Origin of the sequence: Pedobacter chitinilyticus (genome assembly GCF_003313385.1) — a bacterium.
GTDB classification, from domain to species: Bacteria; Bacteroidota; Bacteroidia; order Sphingobacteriales; family Sphingobacteriaceae; genus Pedobacter; species Pedobacter chitinilyticus.
The window spans coordinates 381,289-405,117 of sequence record NZ_QMHN01000003.1 but is presented as its reverse complement, the minus strand read 5'-3'; the positions used below and the strand labels follow the sequence as shown (position 1 = coordinate 405,117).

Annotated in this window: 20 protein-coding genes; 11 read left to right on the top strand and 9 right to left on the bottom strand. The window is 38.7% G+C overall.

Annotated features, from left to right (window positions below; genetic code table 11):
* Positions 1 to 20 precede the first annotated feature (20 nt).
* A complete protein-coding gene (locus DUT70_RS11990) occupies positions 21 to 1,244 on the bottom strand; it encodes an HD domain-containing protein (protein WP_113647571.1) in 1,224 nt (407 codons plus the stop codon).
* Positions 1,245 to 1,409: 165 nt separating this feature from the next.
* Between DUT70_RS11990 and porX the strand changes: the two genes are divergently transcribed.
* Both porX and tsaE read left to right on the top strand, forming a co-directional pair.
* Entirely contained in the window at positions 1,410 to 2,963 is a 1,554-nt protein-coding gene (porX, locus tag DUT70_RS11985) for a T9SS response regulator signal transducer PorX (protein ID WP_113647570.1), read from the top strand.
* Positions 2,964 to 3,386, top strand: coding sequence for a tRNA (adenosine(37)-N6)-threonylcarbamoyltransferase complex ATPase subunit type 1 TsaE (gene tsaE / locus DUT70_RS11980; protein WP_113647569.1), 423 nt, complete (start codon positions 2,964 to 2,966; stop codon positions 3,384 to 3,386).
* A gap of 2 nt (positions 3,387 to 3,388) precedes the next feature.
* Here tsaE and DUT70_RS11975 read toward each other — a convergent pair whose 3' ends face one another.
* Positions 3,389 to 5,254, bottom strand: coding sequence for a hypothetical protein (locus DUT70_RS11975; RefSeq protein WP_113647568.1), 1,866 nt, complete (start codon positions 5,252 to 5,254; stop codon positions 3,389 to 3,391).
* Between the two features lie 171 nt (positions 5,255 to 5,425).
* Here DUT70_RS11975 and DUT70_RS11970 point away from each other — a divergent pair, with 171 nt between their 5' ends.
* Together DUT70_RS11970 and DUT70_RS11965 are read left to right on the top strand one after the other, a co-directional pair.
* Positions 5,426 to 6,652 carry an alanine dehydrogenase gene (locus DUT70_RS11970; RefSeq protein WP_113647567.1) on the top strand — a complete coding sequence of 409 codons (1,227 nt, stop codon included), beginning with the start codon at positions 5,426 to 5,428 and terminating at the stop codon, positions 6,650 to 6,652.
* A gap of 3 nt (positions 6,653 to 6,655) precedes the next feature.
* Positions 6,656 to 7,342 carry a M15 family metallopeptidase gene (locus DUT70_RS11965; protein WP_113647566.1) on the top strand — a complete coding sequence of 229 codons (687 nt, stop codon included), beginning with the start codon at positions 6,656 to 6,658 and terminating at the stop codon, positions 7,340 to 7,342.
* Here the strand turns inward: DUT70_RS11965 and DUT70_RS11960 are convergent, their stop codons facing one another.
* The 4 genes from DUT70_RS11960 to DUT70_RS11945 form a co-directional block, all read right to left on the bottom strand.
* Positions 7,343 to 7,864: a phosphoglycerate mutase family protein gene (locus tag DUT70_RS11960; RefSeq protein WP_113647565.1), complete on the bottom strand. Its 522-nt coding sequence runs from the start codon at positions 7,862 to 7,864 to the stop codon at positions 7,343 to 7,345. It abuts the gene before it with no gap.
* A gap of 35 nt (positions 7,865 to 7,899) precedes the next feature.
* The gene (locus DUT70_RS11955) at positions 7,900 to 8,955 is read right to left on the bottom strand and encodes an aminotransferase class I/II-fold pyridoxal phosphate-dependent enzyme (protein WP_113647564.1); all 1,056 of its coding nucleotides are present in this window, start codon (positions 8,953 to 8,955) and stop codon (positions 7,900 to 7,902) included.
* A 1-nt stretch (position 8,956) separates the two neighbouring features.
* Positions 8,957 to 9,976 carry a glycosyl hydrolase family 18 protein gene (locus DUT70_RS11950; RefSeq protein ID WP_113647563.1) on the bottom strand — a complete coding sequence of 340 codons (1,020 nt, stop codon included), beginning with the start codon at positions 9,974 to 9,976 and terminating at the stop codon, positions 8,957 to 8,959.
* A 174-nt stretch (positions 9,977 to 10,150) separates the two neighbouring features.
* Positions 10,151 to 11,479, bottom strand: a complete 1,329-nt coding sequence (locus tag DUT70_RS11945) for a D-alanyl-D-alanine carboxypeptidase/D-alanyl-D-alanine-endopeptidase (RefSeq protein WP_113647562.1) — start codon at positions 11,477 to 11,479, stop codon at positions 10,151 to 10,153.
* Between the two features lie 108 nt (positions 11,480 to 11,587).
* On the opposite strand from DUT70_RS11945, the gene DUT70_RS11940 reads away from it, so the two are divergent.
* The 4 genes from DUT70_RS11940 (at position 11,588) to DUT70_RS11925 (ending at position 15,060) form a co-directional block, all read left to right on the top strand.
* Positions 11,588 to 12,928: an aspartyl protease family protein gene (locus DUT70_RS11940; protein ID WP_113647561.1), complete on the top strand. Its 1,341-nt coding sequence runs from the start codon at positions 11,588 to 11,590 to the stop codon at positions 12,926 to 12,928.
* Between the two features lie 10 nt (positions 12,929 to 12,938).
* Entirely contained in the window at positions 12,939 to 13,805 is an 867-nt protein-coding gene (locus tag DUT70_RS11935; protein WP_113647560.1) for a phosphodiester glycosidase family protein, read from the top strand.
* A 33-nt stretch (positions 13,806 to 13,838) separates the two neighbouring features.
* Positions 13,839 to 14,780 carry a hypothetical protein gene (locus DUT70_RS11930; RefSeq protein ID WP_113647559.1) on the top strand — a complete coding sequence of 314 codons (942 nt, stop codon included), beginning with the start codon at positions 13,839 to 13,841 and terminating at the stop codon, positions 14,778 to 14,780.
* An 88-nt stretch (positions 14,781 to 14,868) separates the two neighbouring features.
* Positions 14,869 to 15,060, top strand: coding sequence for a cold-shock protein (locus DUT70_RS11925; RefSeq protein WP_113647558.1), 192 nt, complete (start codon positions 14,869 to 14,871; stop codon positions 15,058 to 15,060).
* A 73-nt stretch (positions 15,061 to 15,133) separates the two neighbouring features.
* Here the strand turns inward: DUT70_RS11925 and DUT70_RS11920 are convergent, their stop codons facing one another.
* Positions 15,134 to 15,919, bottom strand: a complete 786-nt coding sequence (locus tag DUT70_RS11920; protein WP_113647557.1) for a glycerophosphodiester phosphodiesterase — start codon at positions 15,917 to 15,919, stop codon at positions 15,134 to 15,136.
* Between the two features lie 201 nt (positions 15,920 to 16,120).
* Here DUT70_RS11920 and DUT70_RS11915 point away from each other — a divergent pair, with 201 nt between their 5' ends.
* The 3 genes from DUT70_RS11915 (at position 16,121) to DUT70_RS11905 (ending at position 21,536) form a co-directional block, all read left to right on the top strand.
* Positions 16,121 to 19,435: a DUF4175 family protein gene (locus tag DUT70_RS11915; RefSeq protein WP_113647556.1), complete on the top strand. Its 3,315-nt coding sequence runs from the start codon at positions 16,121 to 16,123 to the stop codon at positions 19,433 to 19,435.
* Between the two features lie 66 nt (positions 19,436 to 19,501).
* Positions 19,502 to 19,921: an rRNA maturation RNase YbeY gene (gene ybeY, locus DUT70_RS11910; protein WP_113647555.1), complete on the top strand. Its 420-nt coding sequence runs from the start codon at positions 19,502 to 19,504 to the stop codon at positions 19,919 to 19,921.
* 172 nt (positions 19,922 to 20,093) lie between these two features.
* The gene (locus tag DUT70_RS11905) at positions 20,094 to 21,536 is read left to right on the top strand and encodes a serine hydrolase domain-containing protein (protein WP_113647554.1); all 1,443 of its coding nucleotides are present in this window, start codon (positions 20,094 to 20,096) and stop codon (positions 21,534 to 21,536) included.
* Between the two features lie 102 nt (positions 21,537 to 21,638).
* Here DUT70_RS11905 and DUT70_RS11900 read toward each other — a convergent pair whose 3' ends face one another.
* Positions 21,639 to 22,259, bottom strand: a complete 621-nt coding sequence (locus tag DUT70_RS11900; protein ID WP_113647553.1) for a PepSY-associated TM helix domain-containing protein — start codon at positions 22,257 to 22,259, stop codon at positions 21,639 to 21,641.
* 7 nt (positions 22,260 to 22,266) lie between these two features.
* Entirely contained in the window at positions 22,267 to 23,784 is a 1,518-nt protein-coding gene (locus DUT70_RS11895; protein WP_113647552.1) for a DUF2271 domain-containing protein, read from the bottom strand.
* Positions 23,785 to 23,829 lie beyond the last annotated feature (45 nt).

Sequence of the window (23,829 nt, the reverse complement as noted above, 5' to 3'; positions counted from 1 at the left end):
CATTATTTTGTTAAAAAAAGCTAAATATCTCTCACGTAGCACAGTATGTGCTTCTTAACCGTTTTATCTAATGATTCTAAATTAGATAAATCAGAGGCTTTTGCTATATCTAGCAAGGTGCCATTTTTCAATAAAATATTAATATTACTGCTCTCGGCATTATAGGCCCTATTGGTAATGGTGTCCGTAAATACAAAATATTTGAGATCATCTTCACCGATCTCCAATTTTTGAGCAATATTAGACCTTAATTGTTTTACACGTTGAGGATCTGGAGGATCATTGCTAATTTCTACCTTATAAAGTTTTCTAGCGCTCAGCATTCGGCACAACCTAGACAGGATGACATCATTGCTATCCGTCCAAACTTTAATGGAAGCATAAATATCTTGGTCATCCAGTTTGGCAAATTGCGCCAAATGAACCTCCTCTTGAAAAAAATTAGTTTCACTCACCTCTTTTTGAAGGAAATGTTGAAGTGCAGGCGTAGCAAAAAGAACTTCTCCTTTGGAGGTAAGTTGCTTTGCTCTTTCTAATATTTTCACCAAAAGTTGCTCCCCAGCAATAACGGTTTTATGAAGGTAAACCTGCCAATACATCAGCCTGCGGGCAATTAAAAATTTCTCTACCGAATAAATTCCCTTTTCTTCGATCACCAATTGATCATCAGCTATGTTGAACATTTTAATGATCCGATCGAAACTGATAACGCCTTCGCTTACGCCAGTATAAAAGCTATCGCGATTAAGATAATCCATCCTATCTAAATCAACTTGACCGGAAATGAGCTGACAGAAAAATTTTCGAGGGTAATGTCCTTTAAAGATGCTAATGGCCTTGCTAAGCCTTCCGCCAAATTCTTCATTGAGCTTGTTCATCATTAACAGGGAAATGTCTTCGTGCTTAATTCCCCTAGCCAAGGTGTGTTCCAAGGCATGTGAAAAAGGGCCGTGGCCAATATCGTGCAGTAAAATAGCAATCGTAGCCGCCTCTTCTTCTTCAGAACTAATTTCGTGACCTTTGTTTTTAAGCACTTCAATGGCTAAGCTCATGAGGTGCATTGCACCCAAAGCATGATGAAACCTGGTGTTCAATGCTCCAGGATAAACAATATGCGTCATGGCCAACTGCTTAATATACCTTAGGCGTTGGAAATAAGGATGCGAAATGAGGTCAAAAACTAGTTCCGAGGGAATGGTGATGAAACCGTAGACGGGGTCGTTAATGATTTTCTTTTTGTTCATTTTTTAATTTGTTGGAACGTTGAAAGGCGATAATGTTGGAACGTTGCCAACTGGAAACTAAAAACGACCAACTTTATTTATTGCGGTACAAAAATTGCTATTTTTATCGACAGTAGAAAAGCCAAGCGCTTTTTAATCTCTTAATTTACAAAAAAAGGAAATAACATGCAGGAAACGAAGATATTATGGGCAGACGACGAAATTAACCTGCTTAAGCCGCATATTTTGTTGCTGAACGAAAAAGGCTACGCTGTAAGCACTTTTACGAATGGCAATGATGCACTAGAAGCTTTTGCAAAAGAACATTTTGATTTAGTTTTCCTAGATGAGAACATGCCAGGCCTCACTGGGCTGGAAACACTTTCTGCCATTAAGAATATCCGTTCCGATGTCCCTGTGGTGTTAATTACCAAAAGCGAGGAAGAAAACTTGATGGAAGATGCCATCGGTTCGAAAATAGATGATTACTTGATTAAGCCCGTAAATCCGAAACAGGTGCTACTGACCATCAAAAAATTGATCGATAATAAAAGATTAGTCAGCGCAAAGACATCTTCCGCCTACCAACAAGATTTTAGACGCCTAGGGATGACGCTTAACGATAAGTTGAGCTACGATGAATGGGTAGAGGTGTACAAAAAACTAGTCTTTTGGGAACTGGAATTGGAGAAGCTAGATGATCCGCAGATGCATGAAATATTAACCATGCAAAAGGCAGAGGCTAATATGCAGTATTCAAAATTCGTGGAAAATCACTATCTAGACTGGATTAATGGCAGTGCTGATGCTCCCTTATTTTCGCACGAACTGCTGAAGAAAAAAGTGTTCCCACTGATCAACAATACAAACCCCGTGTTTTTCATTTTAATTGACAATTTGAGATATGACCAGTGGAAGATCATTAACCCATTAATTAGCGAATATTTCCGTTTAGAGGAAGAAGATACCTATTCGAGTATTTTACCTACCGCTACGCAATACGCTAGAAACGCCATTTTTTCAGGACTTACTCCTTTAGACATGGAAAAACGTTTCCCTACCCTATGGCAAAATGATGATGACGAGGGTGGGAAAAATCTACACGAAGAGGCTTTCTTGGAAGACCAGATTAAGCGTTCCTTAAGAAAGGATTGCAAATTCAGCTACCACAAGATTCTTACTTTTGACCAAGGAAAAGACTTAGTGGACCAAGTGAACAATTTGATGCACAATGAATTTAATGCCATTGTTTTCAACTTTGTGGACATGCTGTCTCACGCTCGTACCGACATGCAAATGATTAGAGAACTTGCAAACGATGATGCGGCCTATCGATCATTGACTTTATCGTGGTTTGAGCACTCGCCTTTGTTAGATTTGATCAAGAAAATTTCCCAAAAACGTGTGAAGCTAATCATTACCACCGACCACGGCACTATTCGTGTAAAAACACCGAGCAAAGTAATTGGCGACAGAAGTACCAATACGAACTTACGCTACAAACAAGGTAAAAATTTGAATTACAATCCTAAGGAAGTATTTTTGATTAAGAATCCACATGAAGCGAAATTGCCTAAGGTAAATATTAGTTCTAACTATATTTTTGCCAAAGAAGACCAGTATTTTGTTTACCAGAACAATTACAATCAGTTTGTAAATTATTATAATGAGACGTTTCAGCACGGAGGCATTTCTATGGAAGAAATGATTATCCCTATTGTAACTTATAGTGCCAAATAAATGCAGTTAACCATTAATACGCTTGAGGAATTACCCAAAGTAGCTCAAGCACTTCTTAGCTACGCCAATGATCAGAGATTTTTCATTTTTGAAGGAGAAATGGCTGCGGGAAAAACCACTTTTATCAAAACATTTTGTGAAGCTTTGGGCGTTACCGATGTGGTGAGCAGTCCAACTTTTTCTATCGTGAACGAATACGAAAGCAGCCATGGCACTGTTTACCATTTCGATTTCTACAGGCTTAAAAACCCGCAAGAAGCTTACGACATTGGTTACGAAGAGTATTTTTACAGCGGTAGTTATTGTTTGGTTGAATGGCCGTCGAAAGTAGAAGAGCTACTTCCTGGAGCGTATATTAAAGTTCAAATAACCGTTACCGACAAGGGGCAACGGTTATTTGAATTTTCAAAAGTGGAAGAATAGAATTAAACATTCGTTTTCAATACATCCTTAAGGCCACTGGTGGCTTTTTCTTTAACCTTTGCTTTTTGTTTGTCCTTTGTTTTGGGCCCAGCAACTCCTTGCTCGCTAATACTTTTTGATTGCGGCTCATTTTTGCGCCCGCCTGTGTAGGTTCTTACTTCTTTGGTGCTGGCACTTGAAGCTCCCGTTTTATTGCTTTTCAACACCTCAACCCTTCTTCTCGCAGCACTACGTTTTACTCCCTTTTCGTTGATGCTTTTTCCTACTTGAGGCATAGCCTTTCCTACAACCAATTTATAATTTCCTTTTTCTGATACTTCAAAATCAAACTTTCCATTTCCATCTACGGATAAATTCAAGTAATTCCCCCCTGGGTTTTTGCCTCCTTTTACGACTATTCCTCCTATCGGCTGGCCTGGTTTAGCCATCGCTTTTACATTACTTTTAACTCCTTTTTCGTTAATGCTTTTTCCTTGTGGCTCTTCTGGAACACTGATTTGAAACGTATAGCTCCCTATTTCAAGGTTATCTAAAAGAATTTCGCCATTGTTATTCGAAATCAAATTCATGCTTCCTCCTGGGTTTTTACCGCCCTTTACAATTACTCCTTTAATAGGCTGGCCTGGTTTAGCCATCGCTTCTGCATTACGTTTCAGTCCTTTTTCGCTGATGCTTTTTCCATTCGGATCAACAGCCAAATCTACTTTTTTAGAGATGGTCATGTCTTTCATCGTCACCTTTTCAGATTGATTTACTATGGAATTCCCCGCGGCCTGAAGCCCTCCTGCAACTTTCTCACCAAATGTTTTCCCTTGGGTCTGTCTTGCCGTAGTGCCATTACCTTGCATAGATTTTTGCTCGGCCATTGGATTTACGCCTTTTGTTCCTTTGTCCTCATAAACAGGATTGACCGTTTCATTGGCTTGTGCTTTGGCGCCAAAAGAAGTATTTGGCGTTTGGCGAGTACTGGTAGGTGTCATCGATAGACGGTTTGCTGTGGTTACCGAATCTTGTTCGGTTGTGGTGTTTCCTAAGCTTGGCATCACTCTGGCGGCATAAGAAGATGAAGTCGCACCAGAACCTCCTTTGCTCCCTTTGGTTTTTCCTATGGATAGTGCCAAGCCAAAATTCACCTCCATAAAATTGTACCTGCTGGTGTTTACTTTGTTCTCCCAAGTGCTGTTGGCTAATTGACTGACTTCATACATTTTCTTCTCATTGAATCCGCCTTGTGGTACACGTTGTGAAGTGATATGGCTCATTTCGGGCCCTAACCACATGGCTGGACTAACAAATAGTGAAAGATTCGAATTAAGCGCATAACCTATCTTTAATTGAGGCTTAAAGGCAAGGCCACTGCTGCTTTTCGCTTCAGACTTCACCAATGCCAACTGTTGGTTTTGGCCATTAATGGTTGCATTTCCTGTTTGTACAAAACCGTTTTGCTTAACCCTTAAATAGCCCGAATTGATGGATGGAGAAAAGTTGATTTTTCCAAAGGAAACACTTGCCTGAACCCCCAACATTCCTGAAAAACTGGAGGAGGCCGCTCCTTTTTGGGAAGTAACCGACAAGTTTCCGTTATAAATTTGATATTGTCCTGCCACTAAAGTATTGTCTGGAGAGGGATTTTTTAATGAGGCATAGTTACCCAAAACATTTAGTCCTAAAGCAAAATTGCTCCCTTTGCTGTGAAGAGGCACAAAGGCATCTGCCTGCAGATTTAAACCATTGCCCATTCCCATCTCTTTATTTTCGCTGCTGGCGTTAGCTAGTCCCGCTCCCAATGATAGCTTTAATTTGTTTTCTTGCGCAAATCCGATTTGTACTGAAATCAATATGATGCTAATTGTAAAAGTTGTTTTCATATCCTTATAAATATTTAGTTTACTTATTAACATATCAGTTGATTACGAATTTGTTACCCCTCTTTTGGTTTAAATAGTATGCTTCATCTAAAGAATTGATTTTGTAAAGATGATTTCGACAAAATCTCTTAGTTTTTCGTATCTTCAATGCTTAAAACTATACCATCAATAATGGCTACAGGACTTCGCGATGAAATGGCTGCCATTGCTCAAAGGGGATTATTTCAAACCCAAGAAGCAATGCTTGAAACCGGAAAAAAAAGCAACAGTTTGTTTATTGGCATCCCAAAAGAAATATCCTATCAGGAATGTAGGATTGCTTTAACACCCTTATCGGTAGCCCTTTTGGTAAATAATGGGCACAAGGTTGTTTTAGAGGCTGGTGCTGGAGATGGCGCAAATTTTAGTGACAAGGATTACAGTGAACAAGGTGCCCAAATTTCATTCAACAAAAAAGATGTGTGGGCGGCAGATATTATTGTGAAAATTGCTCCACCAACCTTGGAAGAAATAAGCATGATGCACAAGGGGCAAACGCTAATTTCTGCTTTGCAAATTGGTACCTTAAAAGCAGAAGTGCTTAAAGGTTTGTTACAGAAAAAAATTAATGCTTTATGTTTTGAGAACATCCGTGATGAAGGAAATGTGCTTACGGTAGTTCGTGCCATGAGCGAAATTGTTGGGGCTACCTCTATTTTCATCGCAGCCGAGTACTTAAGTAGCGCCTTTGGCGGAAAAGGCTTAATGTTGGGCGGATTCACAGGTGTTCCCCCTACCGAAATTGTTATTTTAGGCGCGGGCACTGTTGGCGAATATGCTGCAAGAACGGCGCTGTCGTTGGGTGCTGAAGTGAAGGTTTTTGACAGTTCAATTTTTAAGTTGAGAAGGCTCCAAAATAATTTAGGCAGCAGGGTTTTTACCTCGGTAATGCAACCCATTGTACTGGGCAAGGCCATTACTACCTGCGATGTGGTGATTGGCGCCATACGCTCAGAACATGGCCGCAGCCCATGTGTGGTAATGGAAGAAACCGTGGCCAGAATGAAACCACACTCGGTGGTGGTCGATGTAAGTATAGATCAAGGCGGATGCTTTGAAACCTCGGAAGTAACCGACCACAAAGAACCAACTTTTGTAAAACACGATGTGATTCATTACTGTGTTCCAAATATTGCATCAAGGGTTCCTCGTACCGCCTCTTATGCCCTAACAAATATCTTTGCACCTATTTTGGTAGATATTGGTGATATGGGTGGGCTAATGAACATGGTTTGGAGCAAACCAGGCATTAGAGAAGGGCTATATTGTTACCAAGGCCACTTAACCAATAAAGATTTGGCCACGATGTATAACCTACCGTACAAAGATTTAGAACTACTTGTGCTTTCCAATCAATAGGCGATGAAAAAAAACCTGTTTCTCTTGCTGCTTTTTACGCTTAGCTTAAGCGCCTGTGCGCAAAATAATGCACAAAACAAGTATGGGCTTAAGGTCATCAACGATTTTAAAGCCTACCAAGCTGAAGTGGCAAAAAATCCGAATTTAGCATTGATTGAGATTAAAAAGGCCATCCCTTCTGTGGTGTTAGAAATCCGCTATGCGACCAAAAACAACTTTATGGGCCAAGTAATGTATAAACAGGCCAGGGCTTTTGCACGTAAGCCTGTGGTCGAAAAACTAAAGCTGATACAGGCCGAATTAAAGAAAAAAGGTTACGGACTTAAGATTTATGACGGCTACCGCCCATATGCTGTAACGGTATCGTTTTACGAAAAAGCTACCGATAAAAACTTTGTGGCAAATCCTGCCAAAGGTTCAAAACATAATAGAGGCTGTGCAGTTGATTTGAGTATTATTGACTTAAAGACGGGTAAAGATGTACCTATGCCGACCCCATATGATAGTTTCGAGGAAGCTGCTGCGCCTCACTACAGCAATTTGCCTGCGCATATCATCAAGAACCGTGACTTTTTAATCAATACCATGCAGGCACACGGCTTTAAGGTGATTTATAATGAATGGTGGCATTTTGATTTTATTGGGTGGCAGGATTACGACCTGATGGATATTCCCTTTGAAAAACTGTAGTTATTCCACCTTGCTTTTGGATCCGTATTTGTCCGTTTTTACTTCCACCTTGTCTCCTTTAATGGTTAAAGAAAACAGGTAATCGTATTCTTCATCCACAATGGTAGGAACAGGACGTTTAGCGCCAAATGCTTCGATCAACTCCAAAATGGTATTAGAATGCCCTACAATCAGTATCTTCTTTCCAGCAGCATTGGTTTTTAACGACTTTACCAGCTGTGCACCTTTTGAAGGGTCGTAAGTTTGGATGCTGATTCCAGTAATATCTGCTAACGGAAAACCCGTAAGTTTGGTTCGTTTATAATCCGTAGAAAAAATACTGTCCAATCGTTGACTTTTAAGCTCTTTTTTCAAATCTTCTGCACGTTGGGCACCAGCATTAGACAGATCTGGATCTTTGTCTTTTGGATCTGAGGTATCTTTTTCAGCATGCCTAACAATCCAAACTTTTAGCGTTTTTTGAGCAAGGCTTATTTGTTGTAAGCCTAACACTAAAACCAATGCAAGTATCAATTTTTTCATCTTCAATTCTTTTAAAACCTAAAAACTTCCAGAACCTAAATCTTAAGGGCTGAAACCAATTTTGAAATATCAGCCTCGCTGTGCCAACTAGAAAGCACGATACGATTTAAAATCTTTCCATTTCTATCAGGATATGGGAAAGACGAAATTAGAATTTTTTCTTCCAATAATTGTTGTGCTACGCCTTCTTGTTTGCATAAAAATACAGGGAACCCATCTACATAGTGCCATGTAGTGCTCTCCTGCAATAATGAGGTCGTTTTTTTTACGTTATCCTGAAGTTTTTGATAGGCTTTGTGGTAAATATCATTGGCATTGATAAAAGCATATAGGCCTGCGGCGGCAGGGGGCGAAGCGCCATAAAACTCGTCGCTTTGCTTCAATTGTTGAATGGCCTGTTTAGACCCCAAAACAAGTCCCGCATCCAATCCAAGTGCCTTTGCCATGGAAGCCACAACAATCACTTCAATCTGTTCAAGCTTTGGAACGTTTGGCAAAGCGCCTATACCTGCATTTAGGATCCCAATACCATGCGAATCGTCAACAATTAAAACAATCTTCTTAGCAGGGCTGATCTCTTGTAAGAATCCAAAATCATAAATTTCGGGATAAAGATTATTCATCGAATTGCTTAACAAAACCCATTTTTCAGCTTCGCTGGAATTGATTTCTTCTACAATTTGTTTGCTCCAATCTTCAAACGCAAGGTTATTTTTCGGATCTCCTTTTAGCCAAAGTGCTGGGTGGCTATTAGGTGCATACCTTATGTTCCCATAAGTAGCGTAATGCTGCACCACAAGCTTTGCGGACAGGTATCCGCTAGAACTGATGAGTGCGGCTTCAGCGCCATATTTTTGCGCGATAAAAGCTTCGGCTTCATCGTATATCCCCAGCTGGACATTATTGCCCCTACTGGTTCCATTGTTGAGCCCATAGCGCTCTATACCCTCGATATACAAGCTAATGAAATCCTTATTTTGTGGAATGCCCAAATAAGCGGTTCCCCCAAAATATAGATACTCGTTGCCACTAACAGCTATTGTTGCGGATAATTTTTGATTTAAATGATTAAAATGCTCTTGGGTACTCATTTTAGTAAGCTCGCCCTAATTTATCATTTGCGGCTTTAATTAACGAATTATCGTTGTTGCTATCGTGCGAAAACTCCCAAAACATGATTCCGTTAGCCCTATCTTTTGCCAACTGTGTTTTTTGCTGAATAGTGGCAATGCCATTATAACCATATTGCACACCGCTCACGGTAGCCACATTTAAATTTACATTCGCTCCAGAAGCTTCAATATCTCTGTAACCAATAGAACTGCCTCCAGCACTTTTCCCATATAACGGCATTCCTACTACTGCCTTAACTTTCGGCAAGCCTCTGTTTCCCAGCCAATAATCTAAGCTGGCTACACTCATTTTATAAGAAGCATGATTTAATGGTTCGGCACTATCATAATTTGCACCATCATACTGCATGATATTTAAAAAATCAATGTATTGATAAGTACTTTGCAAAATAGCATCTCTGTTTGTAGACTGGTAAACCGCAGGTGTTACCGCTGCACTGAGGAATTTTCCAATTTTATGCAGTTCAGTAGAAAGTTCTTGCATCAGCGCATGAAATGCTTCGGACCCGCCATTGCTATTTCTTGGATATTCCCAATCCATATCTACGCCGTCAAGGTCATTGTTTTTAGCAAAAGCGACAATATTTTTTACAAAATTCCCTCTCGCCGTAGCCGATTTAGCAATGGTTAAATAGGTGTCTTCAGTAACTCCGGTACCAGGACCAATTGAAATCCCAAACTTTACTTTATTTGCTTTTGCCTTAGCTTTAACGGTCGCAAACCTACCTTGTTGTGCTAACGGCTGCAAAGAACCGTCTGCATTTGTGGTTGGATTTAAAAATGCATAAAAAAGATGCGTAATCATTTTGTACTTCTGGTCTGCAACCGTCGCAGGATCTCTATAACTTGGCATATAGGCCACAATTTTAAAGCTATTGTCTGGCACATAAGTATCATCTACAGGAGCAGGAGAATCATCTTTCTTACACGCAGCAAAAAATAGCGTTGCGCCCAATAAACAGAGTAATTGTTTTTTCATTGTTGGTTTGGTTTTGGTTGGTTGTTTTTAAAGGAGCGCTAAATTACAACGGCTTAAAAGCTAGCGTAATATTAAAAAATTTTCTTCAAAAACGCAACAACCCGCACCAAAGATCAATCAAACCCATCAAAAGCAAACAAAAGTCCAGTTTTTGCTGCAAAAAACGGCAATACATTAAAAATTATCGTGAACAAAAGTCATTATGCGAACCATTTCCTTTCTTACTTCGGCGGTAGGTTGCACGTAATTATTGTTCATAAAGGAATAATACAGCAGTTTTCCTTTTTTTGTGATGATATAACCACTTTGATTATGTACACCAGAAAGCGTACCTGTTTTTCCAAACACAAAAGGATTGTCGGTTTTGGCATATGCATTTCTTAATGTACCTGTTTTTCCACCCGCTGGCAACATACTAAATAGTCTTTCTTGGTTATTCACTTCTTTGTAAATCATATCCAAAAGCTTGATGACAGACCTTGGGGTAAACAAATTCCCTCTGGAGAGTCCAGAGCCATCTATCCATTTTGGTTTGTCGGGAAGCTCGGAAAGGTACTTTTCCTGTACAGCAGCAATTACTTTCGAAGCGTTCATTTCTAAACCCAATTGATCCGCGTAAGTAAGTAACAGTTGCTCCGCTACAAAATTGTCTGAAGGCAACATCAATTGTCTAAATACATCATCGCTTTTTGAGCTATAAATAGTCTTGGCATTGGCAGGTAGCGACTTATTAACCACTTGGATTTCCTTTTTTAAGGTATCTGCAAGCAGGGTTAACGTTACATTTGTTCCCGTTTTAAAAGGAATTTGTTGTTCGTAATTAGCCGTTGTTTTTACTGGCGGAAAATGAAATTTATTGACGAGAAATTCCCTTTGGGCATAAAAATTTTTAGCTTTATTACTGCTATCAGCGGTAAAACAGGAGTTAAAAATTTTTGGGAAAATATTCATTTCGCCTGCCTGCTTTGAAGTAACTAGCACCACATTGTCAAACAAAGGAAGTTCGGTAATTTCTGGCTGGTAATAGTCGTTGTAATCATCCCAGCTCCAACCATTCCCAAAAAAGTTTCCAGTGTATCTGCCTGCGGCAAAAAACAGTTTTTTGTCGGTGTTTTTTAAGAACTGAATAGCCTTTGTGCCCTTTACAAGAGTATGCAAAAGCGATGGATCACCCGTTCCCCAAAAAATCAAAGAATCCCCCCTCTCCACGTATCTTAAAGAAGGAATTGAATCGGGTGTGATTTTTAAGCCCGCGTAAAAAGTAAATAATTTAGTGTTAGAGGCAGGCGTAAAATATTTACCTGCATCTTTTTCCAAAATCATTTGCTTTGTACTAGGATCGTACAAAGCAAATCCCACCTGATACTTGCCAAGCATTGGAGAATTTCTAATCTCTTTCGATACCTTCCTAGAAATGATCTGATTGGGTTTACAGGCATATACAAGGGAAACAATGATAAACAGTCCGTTAAATATTACTTTTTTTAAGCTGATCTTATCCATGAGAAAAATTGCTATTCGTCTATTTGGTGTAGCGCAAACAGTAGGGTTGATTTTTACTTTTAAATATTCTAATTACACAAGTGTACACTAATTTATTAATTTAGTTTTATGAACTGCTGCAAACCAAAGATACATTTTCACTTTATTAGTGCTTTTTGGGTATTGCTATATTTATTTTCAACCCCAATAAGTGTTATTGGACAAGATTTCAAATTTCAAACTAACCGAAAACAACAAACAATTACCTTTAGTCTCGTTAAAAACCTAATTATTATTCCAATTTATATTAACGGAAAAGGTCCTTTTGATTTTATTTTGGATACTGGTGTAAATCCCATGATTGTTACCGATTCTACCTTAAAAGAAAGTTTAAAAGTGCCTTATGTTCGTAATATCAAAATTGGCGGCTACGGAAATTTTGATGGCATTGATGCCTTTTTGGGCGCCACTACCGTAAACGTTGGAGAGGCTGAAGGCGAAAATATTCCTACCGTTTTTCTAAAAAATGAAATACTTTCATTAAGCGGATATGTAGGTAGAAGGATTTACGGGTTAATAGGGTTTAATTTTTTTAACAGCTTTGTTGTTAAAATCAACTATGATGAAAAGTCTCTAAAATTCATTTCGCCAGGTAAGAAGATAAAACCCAGAGGAGAGAAAATCCCGTTAGAGCTAATTGATAATAAGCCTTATGTTTCTGTAAATATAGAGCAAGAAGGGTTAGGTTCCAAAACACTCAGAGCCTTGGTAGACTGTGGTGCTAGCCATGCTATTTCCCTTGAAGCTTTAATAAAAAATCCATTCCCACTACCAACATTCTCTATTCAAGCTAATCTGGGGAATGGATTAACAGGTCCGATAAATGGACGAATAGGAAGAATCGAATTGTTAAAATTAGGTAAATTCGTTTTCAAGGATGTTCTTGCCAATTATCCCAAATATCAAATAGACACGACGACTAATAGAGAAAGAAATGCCAATTTAGGCGCTGAATTACTTAGTCGGTTTAACGTTACTTATGATTATCGCAATTTATGTATGTATATCAAAAAAAATGCTCGTTTTAACTACCCGTTTGAACATGATATGGCTGGTATCGAGTTTTACTCCGATGGTTCTACATCTGGGATTTTAATTCCTCGATATGTCAAAAAAAATGCTCGTATTAACGTCCCTTTTGGTGCCGATATAACAGGTGTTGAGCTCACCGAAACTAGTTTAATATCCAGAACTTTAATCTCTCGAATTGAACCTGGATCTCCAGCAGACTTAGTCGGCCTAAAGGAAGGAGACCAAATCATTTCAATCAACTTTAAAGACATAGACGATTATCCCATAGACGAAATTAGCAATATCTTTAAAGCAAAGAGTGGATACAGTGTAATTCTTGAAATTTGGCGAGATAAGACTTTTTTAATCAAATTATTGAAACTTAAAAAACGCATATAAAATTCCAACGATGAAATCTCTTTTCCGTGTATTACTATTAACGCTCATTTCCTTTAATGTTTACGCCCAAGACCTAGATTCGCTCAGCTTTTCAAAAGCCAAATGGAAAAAAACTTCGGTTGCAAAAAAAACCAAGCTTTTTACCTATCAATTTGCAGATAGCAGTTTGTTTACAGCCAATCAATACGTCAGCTTTGTGGAAATTAAGAACCATAAAAAAGCCCCTGGGTTTTTCATTGGTTTCGACAAAAAAGAACTGATTAAAACCGCTGTTTTCGCTCAAAAATATCAAGCTAAAGCGGCAGTAAACGGTACATTCTTCGATATAAAAAATGGTGGTTCGGTTGATTTTATTAAAGTAAACGATACCATTATTAACCAAAACAGGGAAGAAAAGAATAACATTCGAGCACTACATCAAAGAGCGGCAGTAGTCATCAATAACCATTTGCTCAATATCAAAAAATGGGACGGTTCAGACACTTGGGAAAATACCTTGACCGATCAAAATGTAATGCTTAGCGGGCCACTTCTCATTCTTAATAACGAAAAAGAAAAATTGGATTCTGTTCCATTTAACAAATTGCGTCATCCACGTACCGCGATCGGAATCAAACCAGATGGCACGGTATTAATGCTTACGGTTGATGGAAGACAGCAAAACTCTGCTGGGATGAGTCTTTTTGAGCTCACCAAAATCATGAAATGGTTGGGCTGCAGCAGCGCCATTAACCTTGATGGTGGCGGTTCAACCACATTATGGGTAAGTGGTTATGGCGAAAATGGTGTGGTAAATTTTCCTTCTGATAATAAAAAATGGGACCACGAAGGCGAAAGAAAGGTTGCCAACGTTATTTTTATTAAAGCCAAACCATAACTTTGTGCCGCTACTTTATACCTTAATTGCAAAATGAGCTTTAAACGAACATTTTTTATTGCCACGTTAGTTTCCGTTACCCTATACGCCTGCAACAATCAATCAGAAAAGAAAACAAAAGCCAAAGATGATACTCCTACCGAAAGCCTCACTTTTAGAGATGTGGATGGCGTTCGTTTTTATGAAGTAAAACGAAGGTTTAGCAATGGCCTGTCTTTTAACAAAGATGGTTTTATGTTGGTTCCAACTTGGATTATAGAATACAAAGCTCCAGATACCATGTTGGCATACAGCCCTGAAAAAAGAGGCATGGAAGCTTTTTATTTGCAGTTTGACCATGGAAGGGTATATAATTTTGCAAGAGAATTTTTTAGAGTAAAAATGATCGCCAAAGATAGCCTTGTACTCCAACGGTTACAGGTTGATGCCAGGGTAATTACTAAAGGCGAAGTTTCTGATGTAAACTGTACCTATTACACTAAGGACTATATCGAAAAAGTGCTTAAAACCACCATTGGAGAACTACAAAGACCAACAAAATTAGATACCGCCTTTATTAAAAAACTATCCGCTGCTACTTACAAGTATCCTTCAAATCCTGATACTGCTTTTGCGGCCACTGAACCAGTGGTATTTGAACCCAACAGCAAGAATGTAAAGGTGGAGAAGCTCGCCTATGCAGATAGTGCACATGCCAAAAAATCTTATGCTTACATGTACCCCGAATATCGGATCGAAATCAACAAATCCTACAAAGCTTTTCGTTTCCGTTTTTCAGTAGTCGTTGATGTAAAAGGCAATTTATATGTGACCAGAATTGAGGGCGTTTTGCCTGAAGATATGCCTGCCAGGAAGAAGCTGATCCAAGGCATTGCCGATGTTTATCTGAAGAATTTGCTACAGATCAAACCAGGCACAACAATGGGCATTCCACACTCTAGTGAGGTAACTATCAACCTAGTGGGAAACCTGTAAACAGAAATTCTAACAAAAAATTAACCATAGATTTTGTGTTATCCCAAATTTAATCTGTACCTTGCCAACTTACTTAATTAAAATAATAATGCAAGAAGGAACAGTAAAATTCTTTAATGTAACCAAAGGTTTCGGTTTCATTATCCCTTCAAATGGAGATGCCGAGATTTTTGTACATTCAACAGGCCTAATCGACGAAATTCGTGAAAACGATAAAGTTCAATACGATGTTGAAAACGGTAGAAAAGGCTTAAATGCCGTTAATGTGAAAGTAATCTAATTATTATCATATTTACCAAAAAAAGGCCCCGCACTTGCGAGGCCTTTTTTATTTTTAAAGGAATTTATACTCCTTATTTCTTAACCTTGGTCAGTAACAATTCTGGTTCGTTAGTAGTGATATAATCAACTTTTTCTCCTAACAACCAATCCATATCTTTCTCAGCATTTACCGTCCAAACATTAATGATCAAACCTGCCACTTTCGCTTGTGCAATCCAATCTGTATTTTTCTTAAATACGCCTTGGTTATAATCTAAACCATAAAACCCTTGCTCTTTCAATTTTGCAGGTTCAATTTCACCAGCTAAGTAAGAAACCCTTGCGCCTGGTGCGTTAGCGATCAGATATTTACAGATATAATGACTAAAGCTAATGTATTCTATCCAAGGAGTAGCTTTAAGTTCATTCACCATCGCAATTACTTTTTTGGTTAACTCCTCTTCTTTTTCTTGTGTTTTTTGAGGCTTAATTTCCAAGATTAACTTGGTTTTTTTCTGCTTCATCCCCGCCTTTAAGTATTCTTCCAAGGTAGGGATACTTTCGCCGTTGCTTAACTTTTTATATTCTACCAATTCTTTATAGGTGCTCGTCGCAATATCTTTTCCCAAAAAATCGGCATTGTGGTTAACCACAGGCACGCCATCTGAAGTAAGCTGAACGTCAAACTCGCTTCCAAAACAACCTATACGAATAGCTTCATTTAAAGAAGCAATAGAGTTCTCGGGCAACTTTTGGGTTTTGAACGCTCCACGGTGAGCAATCACCAGGTTTTTGTTCCACGATTTAATTTGTTTCTGCGCAAAGGCTGTTCCAGTAATCATTAATGCTAAAATAGCCACAAAAAGTTTTTTGTTCATGTGTGTAAGTATTTTTTTGATTGAGGTTGAAAGCTGCAATATACAGCCTTTCATGTTGCATTTTGTTTTTATTGATTGTATTTTATTTCTAAATTACGGTTTATGTGTATATTTTTAAAACAAATTGAAAGTATTAGCTAAAATTTATCTGTTTTTTATTTAAGCGCACATTCTTTACCTTTATTGTCGTTTAAATAGATAATGGGCAATAACTACAGCTTACTTATATCAAAAATCAATGAGTTCACCCGAAAGTTTTACCTTAATAAACTTTTGCGGGGAAGTATATATGCCGCTGCACTTATTTTAAGCCTGTATCTCTGTCTTTTCGTTTGGATTTTTTATACCTATCCAAGCATCTCTACCAAAACGCTTCTGTTCTTCTCTTTTATTGCCGTTTCATTACTCGCAATAGCCCTATGGATTATTAAACCCGCACTCTCTTATTTCAAACTCAGTAAAACCATAGGACTAGAAGATGCTGCAAATTTAATTGGAAATCATTTCTTTAATGTTAAGGATAGATTACTGAATACTTTACAACTAAAAGAACTGGCCGACAGTTCGCCACAAAACAGTGCGCTCATTTTAGCAGGTATAGATCAAAAAATAAATGAGCTAAAACCCATCCCCTTTTCTACCGCCATTAATTTGGGCGACAATAAAAAACACATCAAATACATTGCACTTCCCTTGGCCATCATTTTACTGATTGGCATTTTGGCGCCTGCCATTTTAAGAGAAGGAACCAGTAGTTTTATCCGCTATAATCAGGAGGTATTGCCTCAAGCCCCATTCCAGTTTGTGGTAGAAAACAATCATTTAAATGTGACACAGGGTGATGATTTAACCATTAAGCTTAAACTAACGGGTGACGAATTTCCACAGGATATTTATTTGGAAGATGGAGTGAACAGCTATAAATTAGAAAAGCAGGATATCAGTCATTTTAGCCATACTTTCAAGAACATTCAAAAAGATAAGGCTATCCGTTTTTCTGGCGGCGGATTTAGTTCTGCCAGCCATACCGTTAGTGTAAAACCTCGCCCCTCTTTGCTCCATTTGAGTGCCACTTTAACTTATCCAGCTTATCTCCATAGAAAATCAGAAGAAGTGCCCAATGTGGGTGATTTATTGATCCCCGAAGGCACAAAAGTGAGTTGGAAACTAAAGACCGAAAACAGCGAGGAAATCAGTTTTATTCTTCAGCAAAAAGCACATCAGCTGTTGGTTGAAGATAATCAAGCGAGCTTTACTGCCACCATCAAAACAAACGGGAATTACCAAATTGTACCCAAAAATAAATACGTAAGCCTGCGAGATTCATTGAGCCATCAACTGACCGTTATTGTAGATCAATATCCAACCATTTCGGTAACCGAAACGCCAGATAGCTTAAGCAGCAAAGCCCTCTATTTTAACGGTGTGGTAAACGATGACTACGGTTTTTCATCGCTAAAATTCAAGTATCAAATCAAGGAGCAGAACAAAGTAGTAGCCCAAGGCTCAAAAACCCTTGCCCTTAAAAATAACCAGACCGAGAACACCTTTTTTCATTTTTGGAACCTAAATGAACTCAATGTTAAGCCAGGACAAAGCATCGAATATTTCTTTGAAATTGCTGATAATGATGGCGTAAACGGTGCAAAAGTTACCCGCTCTGAAATTAAGACCTACCAAGCCCCTACTCAGCAACAAATTGCTGAAAAATTAGCCGAAGGGAGTCAATCGCTAAAACAAAAAATGGAGCAGACCATTAAACTGGCGAACACCATCGAAAAAGAAAGTAAAAAATTGAGCGAAAGCCTACTGGAAAAAAAGCAGCTTAATTTTGAAGATAAAAAACAGATTGAGCAATTACTGGATAAACAAAAACAGTTAGACGAAGCGGTAAAGGACATCAAAGCTCAAAATGAAAAAAATAATTTTGACAAGCAGGAAAACAATGTACTTAATGAAGAGCTTAAAGAAAAACAGAAAAAAATAGATGATCTCTTCAAGAATGTTTTAGACGAAAAAACAAAGGAACTTTTGCAAAAGCTTCAGCAGCTGATGGACCGAAACAATAAGGATCAAACCCGCAACGAGCTTTCAAAAATGCAAATGGACAACAAATCGGTAAAAAATGAATTGGATCGTATTCTTGAGCTTTACAAACAATTGGAGTTTGAGCAGAATTTGCAAAACAAAATTGACCGCTTGAACGAAATGGCCAAGCAGCAAAAAGACTTGTCGGAACAAAGCAAAGACAAAAACGCTTCTTCTCAAGATATTAAAGAAAAACAAGACCAGCTCAACAAAGATTTTAAGGATCTGAAAAAAGAACTACAAGAGCTGGACAAAAAAAATCAGGCCTTAGAGCGTCCAAATGATTACAAAAACCCTGAAAAGGAAACTAATCAAATCGAGAAAAACCAACAGGAAAGTAAAGAGCAGCTTGACCAGAACAACAAGCAAAAAGCTTCTGAAAAACAACAACAGGCCGCCCAGCAAATGCAGCAATTAGCCCAACAAATGCAAGAGCAGCAGCAAGCTGGCGCCGAGCAGGAAGACAAGGTGAATGCACAAGAACTTCGCAAGTTGTTGGAAAACCTGCTAAGTACGTCATTCGAGCAAGAAAAGGTAATGGAGTCGTTCCGCAAAATGGGTGCTTCTGATCCTGCTTATGTGCAACAAGCACAAAAGCAAAACATGATACGGGACAATATGAAAACCATTGCCGACAGTCTTTTTTCGTTGAGCAAAAGGGTTCCGCAAATAGAAAGTACCGTGAATACGGAAGTTGAAAAAATCAACTTTAATATCGGCAAAGCCATCGATTTTTTGGGTGATAGAAGAACTGGAGAAGCCAACCGTTCGCAACAGTTCGCCATGACCTCGCTCAACAATTTAGCGCTAATGCTCAACGAAGCTTTGGAACAATTGCAAAATGCCATGAAAAACGCCAAAGGCGGAAAAGGCAAACAGAAGCAAGGCATGCAACAATTGCAGCAAATGCAGGAGCAGTTGAATAAAAACATGCAGCAGGCCAAGGATAAAATGGAACGTGAGGGCAATCAGGGTTCGGTACCAAAAGGACAAATGAGCCAAGAGTTTGCCAAAATGGCCCAACAACAGCAAATGATTAGGGAAGCCTTGGAAAAAATCAACAAGGAAGATAATAAAGATGGCAAAGGTGCCATGGGCAATTTGAACCAAGCGATACAGGAAATGAAGCAATCTGAATTGGATTTGGTGAATAAACGGATTACCCAAGAAACCCTTAGAAGACAAAAAAATTTAATGGTTAAAATGTTAGATGCCGAAAAAGCGCAGCGGGAACAGGATCAGGATTCGAAACGAGAAAGCAATGCAGCAAAACAATTCCCTCCATCCTATCAGCAAATGTTGGAGAAGTTCAACAAAAGTATGCAAAGCGAAAGTGAGCTGATTCAAAAGCTTCCACCTAACCTCAATTACTACTATAAAAACAAAGTAGCCGAATATTTCAGATTGCTAAATTCAACTAAAAAGTAGCTTCCTCGTCAGTACTTCGAAAACTATCCGTTTTGAATTTTTACTTTTGCCTTTTAACTTACCCGCATGTCAAAAATCAATTTCTTTACAGAAGAAACCAACTATAACCTCAAAGGAAAAACAGCCATCAGAAAATGGATCACCGAGACTATTACCAATGAAGGCTACGCTTTGAATGAATTGAACTTTATTTTTTGTTCCGACGAATATTTACTGCGTGTAAACCAAGATTTTCTTCAGCATGACTATTATACCGATGTCATCACTTTTGACAACTCAGAGGAGCTTAAAATGATTTTAGGAGATATTTTTATCAGCATAGACCGAGTAAAGGATAATGCAAAACAAAATAAAGTGTCTACTCATGATGAGTTGTGCCGCATTATCGTTCACGGCACGCTGCATTTGCTAGGCTATAGAGACAAAACCCAAAAAGCCAAGATAGAGATGACCGCTAAGGAAGATTTTTACCTAAATAAGCGCTAAACTATTATTCCCTTTTCCTCCTAAATTCTTGTTTTTGCAGGATTATCGCCACTTTGAAATTTTAAATTAGGTTTTTTGCAGTATTTTTTCTAAAATAGCTTGATTTACAAATTATTAATGCGCTTTCGTGCTGCAATTGTAAGCAACAACCTAAACCAAACCATTTAGAATTATGAAGATGATGACCTCTCTGAGAGAAAGGGCAAAATTTTGCCTGATGCTTACCTTGTTCATTGCGGTACTGGCCTCTTGTTCCAAAAAAAATGATCCAGTTCCTGAAAATCCAGGAAAACCAACCAATCCAACGGAGCTATCAACCGCTAAAGAAATCACCAATATCAGTATTCTAAAATCTAAAAATGCAAACATTTCAGGCGATGGTTATTTCTACAAAAGCACCACCAAAATTTACATCACAATTCCGCTAAATTCTAATTTGACCAATGTAAAAGTCAATTTTGCACTTTCCAATAAAGCGACCATCAAAGTCGATGGCGTAACCTTAGTTAATAATGCAGGAAATTTAGATTTGAGCAAAACCCTTACTGCGGTGGTTACTGCCGAAAACGGTGCTACTTCTACCTATACTATTTTGGCGCAAGTGGGCATTAAGGAAATTGATGCCATGATTTATCCATTCATTGAAAAATACAACATCCCTGCGGCTTCTTACGCCATTGGTAAAAATAGCATTGAAGACCTCGTTTATAAAAATGCTGCAGGTTTTGCCGACGTTGACGCAAAAGAACGAGCCCGATCAGACTATGAGTTCAGGTTGGCCTCCATGACCAAGCAACATACGTCTATTGCCATCATGACATTAATACAGCAAGGCAAAATAGGGCTGCACGACCTTGTTTTTGGCCCCACAGGGATCTTAAAAGCTTCCTTCCCTACCGTAGGCCCGAAATCAGCGAAAGTAACCGTAAAACACCTGCTAGAGCATACCGCTGGTTATAGTGGTGATCCGATGTTCACCAGTAGCGCAGGAACTACCTTAGATCAAAAAATCCAAACCATGCTTAATTCAGCACAGAATGAGCCTGGAACGGTTTATTACTACTACAATTTGGGTTATGGAGTACTTGGAAAAATCATTGAGGTGGTTTCTGGTAAGGAATATGGCGCTTATTTAAAGGAAATTTATGCCCCAGCGGGTATCGTAGTCAACCTTACTTCTTCTTCGCCTACAGCCAGACGAGCCAAAGAGGTTATTTGTTATCCTCAGGGAAGTTCTACTGCCTATGGCAATAATGTAGAAGTTTACAAAGCCGCTGGTGGCGTATCCATCAATACCGATAATCTTTTCAAGGTTTTGTATTCGGTTGATGGCGGCACTATTAAACCAGATATTATCAATGCTGCGACCAGAACGTTAATGTTTACCAAATCGCCTGTGGCAAATTATACTTTGGGCTGGCGTACTGGCCATTCATTATTTGAAGGTTTTTATCATGGCGGAAACTTGATAGGCACTGCGACTTTCTGGATTTATGGTACAGAATATAGTGCTGCAATTTTATTGAATTCTAGAAGTGGCGAGGATGGCTTTGACACTGATTTGATTGTGTTAACCAACAACGTGATGAAAAAAGCAAAGGAATTGAATTTGTAGGATCAGTTTTCTGCCCTCCCTGTCATTCTGAATGAAACGAAGAATCTATATTTTCTTTCAGACTTACGATGTTTTTGAAACTTCGTAAGTCTTTAAATTGCCCTAAGGCACAAAAATCAAATAAATCAGATAGCTTAAAACGATCCCTAAAATAGCGGTAACAATTCCCGAAATCCGTTTCTTTTTGATGAACAGCAACAAGATCAACCCTGTTAAAGAAACGATGATGAGGAAAATAGCGGAAACATCAATCACCCAACTCCATCCACTTCCTGAATCTCTGCCTTTGTGTAAATCATTCCAAACCGCAACTATTCCTTTTTTGATTTCGGTAACCTCATAATCTCCTTTTTCACGATCGATGAAGACATCTGCCGAATAAGCAGGGCCTTTAAAAGTGATGCTCACATCGTAGTCTTCTATCCTAAAATCGCTGACTGCACCCTTCAATTTGTATTTGCTTCGCAGAAACTCCACAATTTCCAGTTTGGCAATTTTATTGGTATCAGGCTGATTTACCCACTGCACATTCAACTTCCCTTTATGCTTTTCTTCAACCTGTTTTTCAGCTCCAAACCAGGTCGGATGATTAAGCGTTAAACCCGTAAAGGAAAAAAACAGCACAATGGCAAAGCTTACCATCGAAAGGTAGATATGCAACCAGCGAGATAATTTAGCGAAGTCTTTTTTAGCGCGTCCTGGTTTTGTCTTTTTTGTACTCAAATCTTAACTATTTCTTTTTACCAAACTCAAAATTTGCCGCAGAAACTTCTACGTTACCAGTGTTGGTTGCCTTAATTGGAGCTTTCTTCAAATCTAGCACCTGACGAATGATTTCATTAGTTCCGTGCTCTTTTGCCGTTTCAATAATCACCGTATATTTTCCCTGCGGCACATAATTTCCCTTATCATCTTTTCCATCCCACTTTATCGTATAGCTTCCTGGGTTTCGGGTAGCTCCAGTTACCGACGCATAATTATCTTTATCCGCTTTAAAACGTTCTCCATTAATACGGTACCAGTTTCTCAAATCAGGAATCCAGTTGGTTTTTCTGTACCATAAAGCCAAATTCCTAACCGATTCGCGTTTTTCATTTTCTACCCAAATTGCCGCATAAGGTCGGTGACTATTGTCCTCAATAACGTTGAATTTAAAATTGATGGTCAATTCAAACTTAGGATCCCATAATTTCTGGTTCTCCGCATAAGCAGATTTCGTTACTTCTTTAATCTCCTTTACTTTGTTTGGCGCTACATATTCACTCCAATTTTGGCTCGTCACTACTTTGCCCTCTTTAGTTACAATCAGATATGCAGCATCTGATTTCTCTGCCAATGCTTTGCTTTCTTTTAATGTCAGAATATTAAATGCAGTGGCTAAGGCGCCAGCATCAACTGCATTTTCTGCAATTACGGTAGCGCTAATGATTTCGGCTACTGGCTTCGCTGTCCTTGGATCAATAATGTGTGAATACCAGTTTTTACCAATCTGCTCTCCCCTACGATAATTTCCACTTGTGGCTACCGCTTTATTTTTCACCAAAAGCTTGGCAAGTGGCGCATCGTTTTCTGCATTTTCCAAAGGATTGGTGACGTGAATTAAATCTGTATCGCTGCCCTTTGTTACCAAATCACCACCAATATTCACCACCACATTTTCAACATTTCCTGTCGCTAGTGCAGCATCACAAGCTTTGTTAATGATATAACTTTTAGCAAAAGAATTCATCACCAAAGGAACCTGATCTAACCTCGTTGCCGTTAAGTCAGCTGCATTTAGTAGGTAATGTTTGTTCTGCATTTTTGAAATCATCTCTCTAAGTGATGCTTTTGAAGGATTATTTTGCTTCAAAGCCGCTTCATGCCAAAGCTTACTTGCGATGGCCACCGAAGGATCCAAAGCACCGTGAGTTTGCTGTTTCCATTGTTCAAATAAATTTAACATTTCAAAAAGCTCCTTTGAAACTTTTACGGGTTTGTTCAGCTCACTTTTCATCCATCTGCTAAACTCACTGTTGTTATTGTAGCCGCTGAAAATATCCGAAAGTCTATTGATTTCCTTCAAAGCCGCCTGTTCCGCCTTAGTTACTTCTATTTCTGAAGTACTTAAGATTTTAAATTCCAAAGAAGTCCCCAAAACATTTTCATGGTTAGAAACATATAATTGAGACTTTAACGGCTTTTCTTCTCCGTTAGGCTGATGGCCAATGAGGGCTAAAGCAGTAAAAATGGTGGCTAATATTTTCACGATGATAAATTTTATTTAAAACCGAAGCCAAAGTTAGCGGGTTGC